At 45.6% G+C, this 18,611-nt stretch carries 10 protein-coding genes; all 10 read left to right on the plus strand.

Annotated elements, in window-relative coordinates:
• The first annotated feature begins 69 nt into the window (after nucleotides 1-69).
• Nucleotides 70-951 carry a succinate--CoA ligase subunit alpha gene (gene sucD, locus BW716_RS30675; RefSeq protein ID WP_083729894.1) on the plus strand — a complete coding sequence of 294 codons (882 nt, stop codon included), beginning with the start codon at nucleotides 70-72 and terminating at the stop codon, nucleotides 949-951.
• A 249-nt stretch (nucleotides 952-1,200) separates the two neighbouring features.
• Complete coding sequence (locus BW716_RS30680) at nucleotides 1,201-7,296, plus strand: alpha-2-macroglobulin (protein ID WP_179091342.1); 6,096 nt, start codon at nucleotides 1,201-1,203, stop codon at nucleotides 7,294-7,296.
• A 177-nt stretch (nucleotides 7,297-7,473) separates the two neighbouring features.
• The gene (locus BW716_RS30685) at nucleotides 7,474-8,826 is read left to right on the plus strand and encodes an alpha/beta hydrolase-fold protein (RefSeq protein ID WP_083729896.1); all 1,353 of its coding nucleotides are present in this window, start codon (nucleotides 7,474-7,476) and stop codon (nucleotides 8,824-8,826) included.
• Between the two features lie 150 nt (nucleotides 8,827-8,976).
• Nucleotides 8,977-10,038 carry an FAD-binding oxidoreductase gene (locus BW716_RS30690; protein WP_083729897.1) on the plus strand — a complete coding sequence of 354 codons (1,062 nt, stop codon included), beginning with the start codon at nucleotides 8,977-8,979 and terminating at the stop codon, nucleotides 10,036-10,038.
• 95 nt (nucleotides 10,039-10,133) lie between these two features.
• Complete coding sequence (gene aspS, locus BW716_RS30695) at nucleotides 10,134-11,882, plus strand: aspartate--tRNA ligase (RefSeq protein ID WP_083729898.1); 1,749 nt, start codon at nucleotides 10,134-10,136, stop codon at nucleotides 11,880-11,882.
• 298 nt (nucleotides 11,883-12,180) lie between these two features.
• Nucleotides 12,181-12,708 (plus strand): glucosaminidase domain-containing protein, encoded by a 528-nt coding sequence (locus BW716_RS30700; RefSeq protein ID WP_179091343.1) that lies wholly within the window; start codon nucleotides 12,181-12,183, stop codon nucleotides 12,706-12,708.
• Nucleotides 12,709-12,825: 117 nt separating this feature from the next.
• Entirely contained in the window at nucleotides 12,826-14,277 is a 1,452-nt protein-coding gene (locus BW716_RS30705; RefSeq protein WP_083729900.1) for a hypothetical protein, read from the plus strand.
• Nucleotides 14,278-14,302: 25 nt separating this feature from the next.
• Nucleotides 14,303-15,523: a GDSL-type esterase/lipase family protein gene (locus BW716_RS30710; protein WP_179091344.1), complete on the plus strand. Its 1,221-nt coding sequence runs from the start codon at nucleotides 14,303-14,305 to the stop codon at nucleotides 15,521-15,523.
• Nucleotides 15,498-16,991: an MBOAT family protein gene (locus BW716_RS30715; protein ID WP_083729902.1), complete on the plus strand. Its 1,494-nt coding sequence runs from the start codon at nucleotides 15,498-15,500 to the stop codon at nucleotides 16,989-16,991. Before BW716_RS30710 ends, BW716_RS30715 begins: the two co-directional genes overlap by 26 nt.
• A 162-nt stretch (nucleotides 16,992-17,153) precedes the next feature.
• Nucleotides 17,154-18,464, plus strand: a complete 1,311-nt coding sequence (locus BW716_RS30720; protein ID WP_235643982.1) for a porin — start codon at nucleotides 17,154-17,156, stop codon at nucleotides 18,462-18,464.
• The last annotated feature ends 147 nt before the right edge of the window (nucleotides 18,465-18,611 follow it).

Consider the following 18,611-nt stretch of genomic DNA (forward strand, 5'->3'; position numbering starts at 1 on the left):
ATTGATTGGGAATGTGGGATTAGCGGGTTATTTTTGCCAATAACATTACAAACACATAAACCAAGCGCGATGAGTGTTTTAGTTAATAAGAACAGCAAAGTGATTGTACAGGGTTTCACCGGTACAGAAGGCACATTCCATGCCACACAGATGATAGAGTATGGCACGCAGGTAGTAGGCGGCGTTACGCCGGGGAAAGGCGGCACCAAGCACCTGGATCGTCCGGTTTTTAATACGGTAGATGATGCCGTAAAAGCAACCGGCGCCAATGTATCCATCATTTTTGTACCGCCAGGATTCGCTGCAGATGCGATCATGGAAGCTGCTGAAGCAGGTATAGAACTGATAGTTTGTATTACAGAAGGTATTCCTGTACAGGATATGGTTCGTGCAAAGAACTTCCTGGTAGGTCGTTCTTCCCGTCTGATCGGTCCTAACTGTCCTGGTGTAATCACTGCTGAAGAAGCTAAAGTAGGCATCATGCCAGGTTTCATCTTCAAGAAAGGTAACATCGGTATCGTATCCAAATCCGGTACTCTGACATACGAAGCTGCTGACCAGGTAGTAAAAGCTGGTCTGGGCGTATCTACAGCTATCGGTATCGGTGGCGACCCAATCATTGGTACCCCTACCAAAGATGCGGTTGAACTGCTGATGAACGATCCTGAAACCGTAGGTATCATCATGATTGGTGAAATCGGTGGTAGCATGGAAGCTGACGCTGCAAAATGGATCAAAGAAAACGGTACTAAACCAGTAGTTGGTTTCATCGCTGGCCAGACAGCGCCTCCGGGCCGTCGTATGGGTCACGCTGGTGCTATCATCGGTGGTGCTGACGATACTGCTGCTGCTAAGATGAAGATCATGGCAGAGTGTGGTGTGCACGTAGTAGAAAGCCCTGCAAACATTGGTAAAACAATGGCAGAAGTGCTGAAAGCTGTAAAAGCTTAATAATAAACTAACTGTATAATAATTATCCTCCTGTCAGGCTGTGGCCAGCAGGAGGATTTTTTTTGGCCCGAAGCCTGTGGCTCTTGCCAGCATAAGACCTATATTTTTATAACTATCTTTATGGAATAGGACCCCTCACCTGCATCCTATCTGTGACGGAAATACACCAGTTATTCATATAAATGCTATCCACATATGCGCCTGATCGTAGCTTTTTTCATTCTATTTTTCATTAGTACAAATAGTACCATGGCTCAGTTTAACTATGACAACCACTGGAAAAAAGTCCAGGAGTTAGATGACAAAGGCCTCCCCAAATCTGCCCTGGAAGAAGTCAATGTAATCTACAAGAATGCACTGCAACAAAAAAATGAAGGTCAGCTGCTAAAAACCCTGATCTTCCGCATTAAGTATGTAAACGTAAAGAACGAAAACCCTGCTACCGACGATAACTTCAAGGTAGTAGATGAACAAAACGTCGTTTTTACCCCAGCGATCCGCGCCATCCTGCAAAGCATGCGGGCGGAACTGCTCCACAATTACCTGGAGAATAACAGGAGCAAACTCTATAGCCGTACTGCTATAGAAAGCGATACTTCTTCAGATATCAGCACCTGGACCTCAGACCGGCTTAATAAAGAGATTGCAGCAGCTTACCTCTCTTCCCTGAAAGATGTGGAACTGCTCAAAAAAGTGAATGTCAAAGATTTCGCAGTCATCATCGAAAAGGGCCAGAACAGCGAAAATCTTCGCCCTACATTATATGACCTGCTGGCACACCGCGCATTAGATTATTTCAAGTCAGGAGAGTACAATTTCAGACAGGCAGCCAAACAGTTCGAACTGCTGGACCCTGCTGCTTTTGCACCTGCTGCTACTTTTGCGGCACACACCTTTACATCTGCTGATACCACTTCTTATCAGTACAAAGCCCTCTTACTGCTGCAGGACCTGATCCGCTTCCATGCAAATGACAAAGCAGCCCTGCTGGATGTAGACATCGAGCGTATTGCCTACATAAAGGATGTAGCTGTGATGCCCGACAAAGAAGAGCTGTACGTACAGCAGATCAAAGCTATGCAGCAAACCTATGCTGGTGAAAAAGGTGTGACACAGGTGATGTACCTGGTAGCACTTTACTACCAGGGTGTAGGAAACGGTAAAGAGAATGTCGGCGAACTGACACCTTCTGCTGCTATGAAACAAGCTGTGGCTTTGTGTGAGCAGGCCATCAAACAAGTGCCTGTTTCCGTTGGCGCAAACAATTGCAGAGGACTGCTGCAAAGCATACAGGAAAAATCTATCGAAGTCACTACTGAACAGGTGAACCTGCCAGATGAACCTTTCCGCGCACTGATCGGCTATAAAAACGTGAATAAACTGTACTTCAGACTGGTGAAAATTGATGAGAGCTTCCGCACTAAATTAAAGGCACAGCTGGAATCAAATGAGGCATATGAAGAGCGTAATAAAAAGTACTGGAACCAGATCCTGGGTAAGAAAGCTGACCGTACATGGGACGTTGCCTTGCCTGGTACAGACGATTACAGGCAACATACTGCTGAAGCAAAAATAGAGGCGTTGCCGTTAGGTCTGTATATGTTGGTCGGTAGTATAAACAGTGCCTTTACAAAAGAACAGAATCTTATCGCGCTACAGTTTATACACGTTTCCAACTTAAGCTACATCGCCCGCTCTACTTATGATGCTGGTGATGGAAAGGAATTGTTTGCATTGCACAGGAAAACAGGTGCACCATTGCAGGGGGTGAAATTCAATGTGTATGAACAGCAGAACAATGGCAAACTGAAGGTGACGCAATCAGCCATTTCAGCAAAGGATGGTTCCGTAACCCTGAAGCCTGAAAAGCAATACAGCACTAACAGATATGAGCTGATACTGAATGCCGATACACTGGCTCCGGATGATTACAATTACATATACAGATACGACTATTCTAATAACAATACAAATACCCCTGATCACCAGACATTCCTCTTCACCGACAGAGGAATTTACCGTCCGGGTCAGCTGGTATACTTCAAAGGGATTGTAGTCAGCCTCAAGGGAGGTGTAGATGTAGATACCGACAGAAAAATATTGGGCAATTATAAAGTAACTGTACGCCTGGTAGACCGCAATAGTCAGAAGGTAGATTCAATGGAATTAACGACCAATGAATATGGTGCTTATGCCGGTAAATTCAGACTGCCGGAAAACCAGTTGAACGGTGTATTCCGTATCGATGAAGATAACAATGGTGGCAGTGTTTCATTCAGCGTGGAAGAATACAAACGTCCTAAATTCTATGTAGAATTCGATACGTTGCGTGGTACTTATCGCCTGAATGATACCATTACTGTAAAGGGGAATGCACTGGCTTATGCTGGTAATAATATCGATGGTGCAAAGGTGACTTACCGTGTGATGAGACAAGCCCGTTTCCCTTACTGGTGGATGTCAAGGAAAGCGCCTGCTTATAGCCCTGCACGTCAGATCGCAACAGGTACTACAGAAACAGCAGCAGACGGTAGCTTTAAAGTAAGTTTCCCTGCATTGCCTGATCTGAGCATTGCTGCTTCGCAGAAACCAGTCTTTACTTATTCTATCGAAGCGGATATCACAGATGTGAATGGGGAGACCCGTACAGGTAACCAAAGCGTGAGTGTAGGTTACCAGGCCATGGAAATCAGCATTGGGCTGACAGACCGTGTATTGCCACAGGACCTGCAAAAGGTAAACATTTTGACTGAGAACCTGAATGGTGTATTTGAACCTGCTGATGTAGCGATTACCCTGAAACCATTACAACATCCGGGTCGCTTACTGCGTAGTCGTTATTGGGAAAAGCCTGATCAATTCATTCTGTCCCGTGAGGAATATGAAAAGGCATTCCCGCATGATATCTACAATGAAGAAGATGAGCAGGATACCTGGAAAAGAGGTAATGCAGTTTTCAATAAACAACTCAAAACTGAAGCAAATACAACTGTGCTACTCGATGCTAAATCACTGGCGCCGGGTTGGTATGAGCTGGAAGTAAGCACGACCGATAAATTCGGTGAGAAGGTGATGCAGAAGAAAACTTTTGAACTGGTGGATGCAAAAGCAACCCGCGTATCGTATCCTGTTTATAGCTGGTCTTATACAGATGATAAAACAGTGAAACCCGGTGAGACGGCGCATTTTCTGCTGGGTTCTTCTGCTTCAGACCTGCATATAATTGAAACGATCAGTACAAACCTGCAGTCTTCTTTAAGTAGTGATTTCTCTTTCAATAATAGTGTTACTGACAGGAAGTATGATGTGAAAGAAGCGGACAGGGGGAATGTGAATGTGCAGTATGCATTTGTAAAAGATAATCGTGTTTTTACTGAAGAAAGAACCATCGTTGTTCCATGGAGTAATAAGGAGCTGGATGTAACGATTCAGTCACATCGTGATAAGATCTTACCTGGTGCAAAAGAAGAATGGCGCATACAGATCAAAGGTGAAAAACGTGATAAGATAGGTGCGGAGTTGCTGGCTGCCATGTACGATGCATCGCTGGATGCATTCAGGGCAAACCAGTGGAGACTGCCTGATTTATATCCGAGTGCATCAAGATTGGCAAACTGGGATGGTCATACAAACTTTAAGCAGGTAAATGCAGAGACTTACAACTTCGTTGAGAATGATACGCATTATGATGATGTGAATGTTTCTTATGATGATCTGAATTGGTTTAGTGCACAACAGTTTGGTGTAACTGTGATTGATTTTGGAGAGGGGATTGGTGTACAGGCAGTGAAATTGACGGGTTATGGACAGCCTCGCTATTACAATTATATGTCCAGGGACGCAGCGCCCGGAGGTAAGGCAAGGGAAATGAAAAAAGGAGTGGCTGCGCCAGCAGCATCAGTAGCTTTTGCAGCACCAATGATGGAAGCAGACAAGGTGTCGAGCAGTAACGGGTTATTTGCCTTACAAGGAATAGCTCCTGGTGTTGTAACAGCGCAAACGGCAACTGCTGAACCCGCGAAAAGCGTTGAAACTGTCACCCCCCGCACCAACTTCAACGAAACCGCTTTCTTCTTCCCTGACCTTCGCACTGATGAAAATGGCAACATCACCTTCAGCTTCACCGTGCCGGAAGCCCTGACCCGCTGGCGCTTCATGAGCCTCGCTCATACAAAAGACGCTGCATTTGGTTATGCTGAAAGCAGTGTGATCACACAGAAACCATTGATGGTGCAGCCAAATGCACCCCGCTTTATGAGAGAAGGCGATAAGATCATCTTCTCTGCTAAGATCAGCAACCTTGCTGATAGTGCATTGACTGGCGAAGCACGTCTTGAACTGCTGGACGCAACCACCATGAAACCTGTAGACGGCTGGTTCCAGAATGTTTATCCTGCACAGCACTTCACTGTATCTAAAGGACAAAGCACTGCTGTTACATTCCCATTAGAAATACCATATAAATTTGGTAGCTCCCTGTTGTACCGCGTAGTTGCTACTGCCGGCAAATTCAGTGATGGTGAAGAAAATGTTGTACCGGTATTGACCAACTCAATGCTGGTGACAGAAACCCTGCCACTGACGATGCGTGGTGATGGAAAGAAAGAATTTACTTTCGAAAAATTACTGAAGAGCGATGCTTCAGAAACTTTACAGCAGCATGCACTCACAGTTGAATACACCGGTAATCCTACCTGGTACGCAGTACAGGCATTGCCTTACCTGATGGAGTTCCCATACGAATGTTCCGAACAGGTATTCAACCGTTATTATGCGAATACGCTCGCTACTTACATCGTGAATAAACTGCCCGGTGTAAAAAGCATGTTCGAAAAATGGAAGACAACTGATACCACTGCGCTGCAAAGCAACCTGCAAAAGAATGAAGAGCTGAAGAGTGTATTACTGCAGGAAACTCCGTGGGTGCTGGCTGCTAAAAATGAAGCAGAACAAAAACGCAATATAGCCCTGCTCTTCGATCTGAACAAGATGAGTGCTGAACAACAGAAAGCATTGGAGCAACTACGTCAGAAACAGCTGCCAAATGGTGCTTTCCCATGGTTCAATGGTATGTGGGAAGATCAGTTTGTAACACAGTATATTCTGGCTGGTGTAGGCCGCTTACAACAGGTAGGTGCTGTGAATAGTCCGGATGCGGATGCGATTGTGACCAAAGGCTTAGCCTATGTAGACAAGAAGATGGACGACTGGTACCATGAGCTGAAACGTAACAAAGCTGATCTGAACAAACAGCATATCGGTTACATCGAATCGCACTACCTGTACATGCGTAGTCTGCTGAACAAACCGGTAGAAGATAAGTACAAAGAATCTTATCAGTTCTACCTGGCACAGGCTAAGAAATTCTGGTTGCAACAGAGCACTTATACGCAGGCCATGCTGGCGATTGTATTAAATGATAAGGGCATTATCCAATCATTGAAAGAAAACGCCACCAACAACGCAGAGATGGGCATGTACTGGAAGAGTGTAACAGCCGGCTACTGGTGGTACCAGGCGCCGATTGAAACACAGGCTATGCTCATCGAAGCATTCCAACGTGTAAGTCATGATTCAGTAGCCGTAGGCGATATGAAAACATGGTTGTTGAAGAACAAACAAACTAATAACTGGCATACCACCAAAGCAACTGCCGACGCTTGTTATGCAATGCTCTTAGGTGGTGGTAACTGGTTGACTGCAAATCCTGAAATCACCATCCAGTTGGGTAAAACAACTGTGAAGGAAGAAAAGAAAGAAGCAGGTACCGGTTATTTCAAAAAGCAATTTAACAATGAAGAAGTAAAACCTGCGATGGGTAAAATTGAAGTAAAAGTAGATGGCAGTAATGGTCAGCCTTCATGGGGCGCTGTGTACTGGCAATACTTTGAGCAGCTGGACAAAATCACCACTGCGGCTACACCAATGACCCTGCAGAAACAACTCTTCATCGAGAAGACAAATGACAATGGTCCTGTGCTGACAGCTATCGAAGATGGCAATCAACTGAAAGTAGGTGATAAGGTAAAAGCACGTATCGTGATGAAGGTAGATCGTGACATGGAATATGTACACCTGAAAGATATGCGTGCCGCATGTTTTGAACCTACGAATGTGATTAGTCAGAGTGGGTGGCAAAATGGAGTAAGTTATTACCAGAGCACGAAAGATGCGTCTACTAATTTCTTCTTCAGCCGTTTACCAAAAGGTACTTATGTGTTTGAATACAGCATGTTTGTAACACACAATGGAGACTTCAGTAACGGTATCAGTACTGCACAGTGTATGTATGCTCCTGAATTCAGTGCCCATAGTGAAGGAATCAGGGTGAAAGTAATAGAGTAAAAAGAATGCAACCTTTTTGCCAGACGGCTGTCTTTATATTAAGACAGCCGTTTTTCGTTAGTGAACATCCCATGTACAAAATCGGGGCAATATTGAATTTCCGGGATTGTCTAAACTATTGAAAATCAATTTTATCACAAAGTGGTATTTTTTAGTCCACACCAAGATTTCCGGGTCATGAAGCAAACCATCAGTATTCTCCTTGTCATGTTTCTGGCGGCCAATGCCACCGCACAACAAATGAAGATCATCAGTGATTCCCTTTACTCTGACAACCTGAAAGAGATGCGTCAGATTGAAGTGGAACTACCGGATGATTATGATCCCGCTTCAGGGAAAAAGTATGAAGTGATCTATGTAACGGATGGCGAATGGAACAATGACATCGTTGCACACATGCAGCGTTTTGTACAAATTCAATTTGTACCTTCCTGTATTGTAGTCAGTATGAAAAACATGGGAGTGCGTGACCGGGATTTTACACCCAGCCGTTTGCAAGGCAATTCCCGCTCAGGGGGAGCCGATAAATTCCTCGCCTTTATGAAGACTGAACTGATGCCCTACATTGAAAAAAAATACCCTGCCCGTGCGGACAACCGGGTATATGTAGGCTCATCGCTGGCGGGTTTATTTGGGATTTACGCTTTTCTGCATGACCCAATGCTGTTTGAGTCTTACCTTATTTCAGACCCTGCGATGTGGTGGGACAATGGTTTGCTGCTCAAAGAAACAGGGGAGAAACTGGCGGGTATGAGCCAGGTACATGCATCGCTGTACATTACCGGCAGGGAAGGAGCAGCGATGCGTGATATGGGGGTATCTCAGCTGGATTCTATTTTCAGAGAAAAGGCACCTGCTTCATTACACTGGAAGGTAACACCGTATGCAGGAGAAACGCACAACAGTATGATCTTTAAAACCGTGTTCGATGGGCTGAAATTTACGTGGGCAGGTTATACCACAGATCAACCCAGGTACCATCCAATGACGGGTATTGTGCTGAAAGATAAATCATTCCCGCTCTACATCTGGCCGGACGAAAGGTCTGACTGGCATTATACCACAGATGGTACGGTACCTACAGCAGCATCACCACGCATCAATGGTAAACTGGATCTGACGATACCAGTACAATTTACCATCAAGTCTATTTGTGTGAGAGATGAATATAGTGATACGATACGTGGTAGTTTTAAAGTAGGAACAACATTGAAATCCGAACCATTGCCAAAGCAGTTGAAACCCGGTGGCCTGGATACTTTGCCGGGATTACTAAAAGGCGGGATCAGGATTGATACAGATGGTTATTATATATTTTTTATCGATACAGAAGACAGCGTGAAAGTATCTCTGGGCAATGCGATGAGCAATGTGACATTTGATAAACAAAGTTTTATCGTGCCCTTACAAAAGGGATATTATCCATTGAAAATTTCTTACAAAGGTGCAGCACCCCGAATAGAATGGATCACGCCTGCCAGCCCGGATTCGGGCCCTCTGCCAGCTGTCGTATTGTACCCTCATCATTAAGGTTTTGATCAGGCATCAAAAGATTTTTTAAAATTGGGGCTATTGCGGTACTGCCGGGCCTTATCAGGGGCCTGTGTGCAGAATAAGTCATTTCTTCCATTGACCACTATCATTACGAGCTAGCGATTTTCGCATTATTTTGCATATCAAATGAATGTAGATTATCTGGTAGTAGGTCAGGGCATCGCAGGTACGATGCTAAGTTACAGCTTGATGCAGGCTGGAGCTTCTGTACTCGTCATAGACGAATACAAGGAAAACAGTTCTTCCCGTGTGGCGGCAGGTGTGGTGAATCCGGTTTCGGGCAGACGTTTTACAGTGGCGTGGTTGTACGACGAGATCTATCCGATAGCCCTGCGCACTTACCGTGAAATGGAGGAATTGCTGGGGTTGCCTGTATATAAAGAGCGGGATCTGTGGACAGTGTTGCCTACAGAACAGCTGAAGACGGCATTCTTTGACAGAACGACAGGTCTGGATTATATGCGACTACCATCGGCCGCTGCTATAGCCCATTATGACCAGTGGCTGGATCAACCTTTTGGCGCAGCCATTATAAAAGGGGGGACAGTGCTGCTGCAACAGTTATTGCCCATCTGGAGAGAATACCTGAAGAAACATAATTCCCTGCTGGAAGAGCGTTTCCTGCCTTCCCAGCTGCAAGCAAAGCCAACCAGTGTCACTTATGGCGACATTCACGCCAGGGCAGTGATCTTTTGCGACGGCGCCCAGACTACCCATAATCCCTGGTTCAGTGCTATCCCTTTCCTCCTCAATAAAGGGGAGGTACTGACAGTGCGGGTACCCGGATTTGAAACAGCAGATATCGTAAAAAGAAGCATATCAATGGTACCCATACCTGGTCAAAACGACATTTATTGGGTAGGTGCCACATTTGCCTGGGATTATCCGGATGAAAACCCAACTGCCGAAAAGCGGGCTTTTCTTGAGAATGGACTCCAACAATTATTAAAAGTTCCCTATGAGGTGCTGGATCACCAGGCGGCAGTAAGGCCAAGCGGCACAGATCGCCGTCCTATGCTGGGTATGCACCCTGAAATGCCGTCTCTAGGCTTATTCAACGGCCTGGGAACCAAAGGTTCCAGCCTGGCACCAGCCATGGCGGCCCAGATGACGGCTCATTTGCTACGCAATGCCCCACTGTGGCAGGAAACCGATATAAAACGGTTTTTTAACAGGTATAAAGGTTAGAAATGCTGGCGGCAAACGTTATCTTTGCCGACCGTTCCAGCGAACTGCAGGATCGGTTGAAATGATATTTAAGAGCAACGCATAAGATATAGTATATGTACAGAACGCACACCTGTGGCGAGTTACGACTGGAGAATATAGGAACACCCGTAACCCTGGCCGGTTGGGTACAGACAGTCCGGAAACTAGGAACCAGTATCACTTTCGTTGACCTTCGTGACCGTTACGGTATCACGCAGTTACTGTTTGGCGAATCTCTGAATCCACAGCTGGAAGAGCAACCGCTGGGTCGTGAATTCGTTATTCAGATAGAAGGTACAGTTACTGAGCGTTCTAACAAGAATAAAAATATTCCTACAGGTGATGTGGAAATCGCTGTGACCAAGCTTACTATTCTGAATAAGGCACAGACTCCTCCATTCACTATTACTGATGATACAGATGGCGGCGACGAGCTGCGTATGAAATACCGCTACCTCGATCTGCGCAGAAATGCGGTAAGACAGAACCTTGAGCTGCGTTATCGTGTTAATAGAGCAGCACGTAACTTCCTTGACAGCAAAGGCTTCATGGATATAGAAACGCCTTTCCTGATCAAGTCTACACCTGAGGGGGCACGTGACTTCGTGGTACCAAGCCGCATGAACCCTAACGAGTTCTACGCTTTGCCACAGTCTCCGCAAACCTTCAAGCAACTGCTGATGGTGAGTGGTTACGACAGGTACTACCAGATCGTAAAGTGCTTCAGAGATGAGGATCTCCGTGCTGACCGTCAGCCGGAATTTACGCAGATCGACTGTGAAATGAGCTTTGTAGACCAGGAAGATATCCTGAGCAACTTTGAAGAGATGCTGAAGTACATCTTCAAAGAGATCAAGGGTATCGAGTTCAACGAAGCATTCCCACGCATGACTTACGACTATGCGATGGAATATTATGGTAATGACAAGCCGGACATCCGTTTCGAAATGAAACTGGTGAACATGAATGATACTGTGAAAGGGAATAATTTCACGGTATTCGATGATGCTGAGCTGGTGTTGGCGATCTGTGCAAAAGGTGCTGGTGGTTATACCCGCAAGCAGCTAGATGACTTGACCAACTGGGTAAAACGTCCGCAGATCGGTATGACCGGATTGATTTACGCGTTGTATAACGCAGATGGTTCCATCAAGAGTTCTGTGGATAAATTCTTTGACGAAAGCAAGCTGAAAGTTTGGGCAGAGAAAACCGGTGCACAACCGGGAGACCTGATCCTGGTGCTGGCTGGCAAAGAAGAGCGCACCCGCAAAGCGATGAGCGAGCTCCGCCTGGAAATGGGTGAGCGCCTGGGCCTGCGTAATAAAGATGTATATGCACCGTTATGGGTGGTAGACTTCCCGCTCTTTGAATATGATGAGGAAGATAAACGCTGGGTCGCTAAGCACCATCCGTTTACTTCTCCAAAACCAGAACAGATCAGCTGGATGAACGATCTGTCTAAATATGCGGATATTAAGGCCAATGCTTACGACATCGTACTGAACGGTACAGAAGTAGGTGGTGGTTCTATCCGTATCTTCCAACGTGACCTGCAGGAGAAGATGTTTGCTGCGCTGGGTATGGACGAAGAAGAATTCAATCACAAATTTGGCTTCCTGCTGGGTGCCTTTGAATATGGTGCGCCGCCACATGGTGGTATGGCATGGGGCTTTGACAGGCTTTGTGCTTTACTGGGTGGTAGTGAGAGCATTCGTGACTTTATCGCCTTCCCGAAAAACAACTCCGGACGCGATGTTATGCTGGATGCCCCAAGCTCAATCGACCAGAAACAACTGGACGAGTTGCAGATAGCCCTCAAGTAATGGCATGGTATTTGCCAATGGCAGCATGCAGTTAAACAACTAAAATCCCCCTTGAAACTGTGGAAAATGCGGTATCAAGGGGGATTGTTGCAAACTACAAACTATCAGAGGCACAATATTTACTGAATCCCAAAGACTTATGTAAGTATAGCCCCTCATTCCTACAATATTTTAACATTTAAAAATCACATTATAGAATCTTTTAAACTATATTGCCGGTAAGAAGGAATGTTTCTGGCGCCCGATAATGATGAGATTGATAAAACATACATTATTCAGTACAAGAAAAATTACTGCCATGACATTGAACAAGATGTTCAGCAGAGGTTGGTTTTGTGCAGTGCTATGCATGCTCATACTGTTTGGCAACAGTGCATACTCCCAAAGCAAGAACCGTTATGTATCAAAATACAGTGAAACGGCGATTGCATTGATGAATGAGACCGGTATCCCTGCCAGTGTGATCTTAGGGATTGCGATGCTGGAATCAGGTATGGGAACCAGCAAAAATGCCCGTTTGCTTCACAACCATTTTGGTATTGTGGGCAGCAACAAGTTGCATAAAAAGAAAGGCGTGACCTATCGGTCCCGGTACAGGGAATTTGCATCTGACGATGCGTCTTTCCAGTTCTTTGCCAAAATGGTCATGAAGAAGAAGTATTACTCCAAAATGAAGGGGGATGCTAAATATAAAGACTGGCTGAAGCATATGAACAATAGTGGATACTCTGCAGCAGGGCATGAATGGGAGAGAAGAGTAGCAGGTATGATCAGCCGATATAAGCTGTACAAGCTGGATGAGCAAATGGCTTATTCAAAGAAATAAATTTTGTTAAAAAGACGAACTAAACGCATCTGCCTCAGGTAGATGCGTTTAGTTATGTTAAGGAATAGCGCTATCTTTATTAGCTTTAGTAGACCAATCCAATAATCAGAGTAATTCATGTCTGGCAATAACAAATCTGCCTATCCTTTTTATATCATTACGGGGGCTTTAGTGTGTCTGGTAGCATTATCACAGTTTGACAACATTGTGTCTTACGCAGGGTTCAAAACCCGTTCGCTGGATATGCTGGCGGATCTGCGACCTGATTCTTTACGAAAACAACAGGATGAGGATACCCCAGTCGATAGTTCCATGATACCCCAGATCCCTGACGAAGGAGACTCCACAGAAACTGCTGCTGAACAGGTAGCTGATTCTACCCTTGCTACGGCGCTGGCAGACGTTCCGGATCCTGACAACCACCTCGATTTTACTGATTATAAAGGCATTATCAGCTATAACCTGCCTCCAACTGCCGATACGGCAGCTGCCGGGCTCCAGCATTTCCTCGATGCACTGGCCCAGCTGAAACAAGGCAAACGTAAGAAAGTACGTATCGCCTACTTTGGCGACTCCATGATCGAAGGCGACCTGCTTACAGAAGATCTGCGCGATAGTCTGCAAAAGGCATTCGGTGGCAGTGGGGTTGGATTTGTACCGATCACTTCGGTCGTAGCAGGTTTCAGAACCACGATCACCCATACTTTTTCCAAAGACTGGAAAGATTACAGTTATAAACAACAGCCACCTGCCAATATCAAACTCGGTATTTCAGGACACACATTTGTACCCGGTAGCAACAGTTATGTGCGCTACACACCGGTACATAAAAAACGCCTGGACAAGTTTGAGCGCGTCACGCTTTTCTATGGTCCTGCCGGCGATGCGAATATCACCATCAACGATAAGGCATATACATTGAAAGAGCAGAACACGCTCAACCGTTTTGTATGGTCACAGGATCCGGCACAGAACAATGTGACGATCAGGTGGGCGGGTGGTACGACTACGCCATTTTATGGCGTGTCTTTTGAAGGCGATAGTGGTGTGTATGTAGACAACTTCTCCTTCCGTGGTATCAGCGGGATTGAACTGGGAAAGTTGTCAAAATCACTGGTGCAGGAGATGCAGCGTGAACATCCTTATGACCTTGTCATACTTCAGTATGGCGCTAATATATTGTTCAAACCAAAGTTGACAGACTACAGCTGGTATGCGCGACCGATGAAGAAGGTGATTGATTCTTTGAGAAAAGAGATGCCTGGTACTTCATTCCTGGTTGTAAGCACAGCTGATAAATCATATAAAAATGGTGGTGACTGGGTGACTGCGCCGGGTGTAATGGCCTTACTCAAAGAACAGCATGAGCTGGCTAAGCAGCATGGTACTGCTTACTGGAACCTGTATGCTGCGATGGGTGGTGAGGGTACCATGGCAAAGTGGGTAGACGGTGACCAGGTGTTAGCCCAGAAAGACCATACGCATTTTAACAGACAGGGAGCAGCCAAAGTAGCGGCGCTGCTGTATAAAGCTATGATGGATGAATTTAAGCAGGTGGAAATTCAATAAAACAACATTTTTTGCAGGAATACTTATGTTAACCGCCAGTCTGGCCTCAGGTCAGGCAAACCGGATAGCACAGGATTCTGCACTTTTTAAGTTCTTTGCTTCGCTGGACAGGTCCGATAGTATGGTGGTATCCATACTGCACCTGGGTGATTCTCATATTCAGGCCGGATTTTTCCCTGAGGCGACAGCCTCCCTGCTACAGCGGGATTTCGGAGATGCCGGCAGGGGATGGGTTTTTCCCTGGAACCTGGCCAACACCAACGGCCCTGGCGATTATCGTTGGAACAGTACGGCCAGATGGTCTGCTGACCGTATTATTGACAAGTACAGACCTTCTGTATTAGGACCGGGTGCCATTGTGATCAGTTCTACACAAAGCTCACCGGCACTGGCATATAACAGGAGAGAAGATAGTAAGGAAAATGATATCAGCCAGGCAGAGTTATTTTATGACGCAGGACCTGAAGAGGCTACGGTGGTATCACCGGGAGCAGATATCAATGTCTTCGGACCTCCCTTCAGGAATGCAAGTTCTACGGTGAAGGTGGCCACCCTGAATTTTGAAGAGCCGGTGCAGAACTTCCAGGTTCGCTGGGATGATAAGGGCAGTCAGCCGTTTCATTTTTACGGCGCCCTGTTGTTCAACGGTAAGCCGGGGGTACAGTACAATGCTATAGGTATAAACGGCGCCATGTACAGCCAGTACAATGATGCCAACAATACCCTGATCGCGCAGATGGATGTATTGAAACCACAACTGGTGATCATCTCTCTGGGTACGAATGAGGCTTACAGTTCGCTGAACGCTGCCAATTTCAGGGATCAGATAGATAGTACAGTGGCGGTGATCCGCCGGTATCAACCGGGAGCAAGTATTCTGCTGACAACGCCACCGGAGTGTAAGAAGGTGAGTAAGCGTGCCTTCAAAAAGAAAGTCGGAAAAAAGTATAAAACCTTTTATAAGATCTCCTATTATCCTAATCCTTACATAGCGGTCGTGACGCAACAGATCATGAGTTATGGTAAAGAAAAAGGGATTGCCTGCTGGAACTTTAATGCGGAGAACAGGTTCAGAGATGCTGAATTCGCAGGTGGTTGGTCGGGTGATCATATCCATTTCAATGTACGTGGATACCAGTTGCAGGGGAAATTACTGTACGAAGCATTGCACCAGAGTTATTTAAAGTATAAAAAGTACGCTACCGCACACTACAACGTGAATGAAGATGACGATAGAGCTGAATAAAATCATAAGTCTACTGACGTATAATAAGGAGAATCCTATCCTGTTTAACAGTGCCTTTTTCATGTACTACTTTGCCGTGTTCCTGCTGTTTTACCTGGCGGCGAGTAGTAATAAACGGGCCAGGGTGGCAGTGTTCACCGTATTTTCATTGTATTTCTTTTACATGGCCTGTGGCGTGTATGTAGGGTTGGTATTGTTGTCGGCGGTCGTGGATTTCAATTTGTCCAGGTGGATATACAAGTCAGAGAAAGCCGGGCTCAGGAAGCGGTTGCTCATATTGAGTATCGTGTTGAACCTGGGATTGCTGTTTTACTTTAAGTATACCGACTTCTTTATCGGGATGATCAATGACCTGGAACTGGGGCATATACATCCGTTAAAGTTGTTGCTGCCGATAGGTATTTCCTTCTATACATTCGAGAACCTGAGTTATACCGTCGATGTGTACAAGCGGGAATTTAAGCCTGTGGACGATTTCATGGACTACCTGTTCTTCCTCTCTTTCTTTCCTAAACTGATGATGGGACCGATTGTAAGGGCGGCGGATTTTATTCCGCAGATAGAAAAGCCGTATGTGCTGGATAGGGAGGATATTGGGAAAGGGATGTACCTGATAGTGAGTGGGTTGTTTAAGAAGGTGGTGATATCGGATTTTATTAACCAGAACTTTGTGCAGTATATATTTGATGATCCAAGTAAGCATACGGGGTTAGAGTGTTTATTGGGTGTGTATGGGTATGCGCTGATCATTTATTGTGACTTCTCTGGTTATTCAGATATGGCGTTAGGTATAGCCCGGTGGACCGGGTTTAAGATTCCGCCGAACTTCGATTCACCCTATCAGAGTAGCAGTATTACAGAGTTCTGGCGCAGGTGGCATATTTCGTTGTCTTCCTGGCTAAGGGATTACCTGTATATACCTTTGGGGGGTAATCGTAAGGGGAAGGTGAGGCAGTTTGTGAATTTGTTCCTGACGATGTTGATTGGTGGGTTCTGGCATGGAGCGAGCTGGAATTTTATATTCTGGGGAGGGTTGCATGGTACTGCGCTGGCGGTGGATAAGGTGAGGATTGATTATTTGAAGAAGAAAGGGGGAGGGCCTTCCGGTTTTTGGGGAGGTGTGTTGAAGGTAGTGGGCGTGTTGGTAACGTTTAATTTTGTGTGTTTCTGTTGGATATTCTTTAAGGCTTCGACATTCTCAGATGCGTGGGCGTTGATACACCAGGTGGTGTATGATTTCCAGCCGGAGGTGTGGTTGGAGTTGTATAATGGGTATACGGCAGTGTTCTGGGTGATGTTGCTGGGGATGTTCCTGCATTTTCTGCCGAAGAAGATGGAGTTGGGGACTGAGAGTTTGTTGAGTAAGGTGCCGGTTGTAGGGAATGTGGTGATTATGGTAGTTTTTATTTGGTTATTGGCGCAGGTGAAGAGTTCACAGACGATGCTGCCGATATATCTGCAATTCTAGTTTAAGTTTTAGTTTTAGTCGCATTTAGGGGCGCCTTTCCGGCGCCCCTAAATGCGACCGCAGCGAAAGGTTCTGGATTTTTCCGAAGGAAAAATCCAGAACCTTTCGCTTATTTAAGAAATTGTTAAATTTTTGCTTTCTTTGCCGCAAATTTCAACTTGAATGCGGCTTAAGCTCCTGCCGATTGTCGGTGTGTTCCTTCTCCTTTCCAGTCTTGCAAAGGCTCAGTTCCTTATGGACATGATTGATACCACCAAGAATCTTGGCAAAGGTATGTTCTCTCTCTACCAGAAATACGACGCCATGCGTTTCAGTGGCTACATCCAGCCTCAATTCCAGCTGGCCCAGGGTAAAGGCATTGAAACCTACGCCGGTGGCAATTTCCCGGATCATGTAAACAATCGTTTCATGCTTCGTCGTGGCCGTTTCCGCCTTGACTACCAGCGGTATAATGCCAATCAGATGCCTGTGGTACAGTTCGCTTTTCAGTTTGACGGAACAGAAAGAGGGGTATTTATTCGTGACTTCTTTGGGCGTTTGTTCGAAAACCGCTGGGATGTATTTTCTGTTACCACTGGTATGTTCGCCCGGCCGTTCGGGTATGAAATCAACCTTGCCTCCAGCGATCGTGAAACACCGGAACGTGGGCGTATGTCTCAAATCCTCATGAAAACGGAAAGAGATCTGGGTGCTATGGTTACTTTTGAACCTCGCCGACAGGATAATCCTTTCCGCTTTATGCGTATAGATGCCGGTCTGTTCAATGGGCAGGGTTTAAATGCCAGCAGTGATTTTGATAGCCATAAAGACCTCATTGCCCGTTTATCTGTCAAACCACAGCGATTGAATGCTGCCAACTGGCTTTTATCGGGTAGTATTTCCTGCCTGTATGGAGGGTATGAACAGTTCACGAACTACATATATAAGGTTGGTGGCGATGTGTTCAAAGTAGATTCATCTGCTGCTAATGTAGGCAAGATCGCTCCCCGCCACTATTATGGTGCAGATGTACAATTGAAGATCCCTAACGGGAAGAAAAGAGGATTTACAGAGTTCAGGGCAGAATATATTCGTGGGGTACAGACAGCAACGCTCAGTTCTTCTGAATCCCTGTATGCGATTCCTATGAATGGAACAGTCAATGCGCCGTTATACGTTCGCAACTTTGATGGGGCTTACTTTTACTTTTTGCAGAATTTAGGTTCGCCCAAGGACCTGATAGTATTGAAATATGACTGGTATGATCCTAACAGGGATGTGAAAGGCACGCAGATTGGTGCTACTGATGCCGGTTTTACCAAAGCTGATATTAAGTATAATACTTTCGGCGCCGGTTATGTGCATTACTTTGATGCGAATACAAAGCTGATGTTGTATTATGATTGGGTGAAGAATGAAACGACTGCACTGACCGGGTATACGGAGGATGTGAAGGATAATGTGTTTACGTGCAGGATACAATACAGGTTTTAATATTCACCATTTGGGTTTTCAAGCCGGCTGCAGGTCCGTTTGCAAACAAAACATTTATGAAAGCGGGAATTCACCAACAGGTATGAAACTCATTTTCAGAAAAAAGCTTTTGCCGGAGGCAAAAGCTTTTTTGTGTGCGCCAGGCAT

The sequence above is a fragment of the [Flexibacter] sp. ATCC 35208 genome, assembly GCF_001975825.1.
In the GTDB taxonomy this organism is placed as follows: Bacteria; Bacteroidota; Bacteroidia; order Chitinophagales; family Chitinophagaceae; genus Chitinophaga.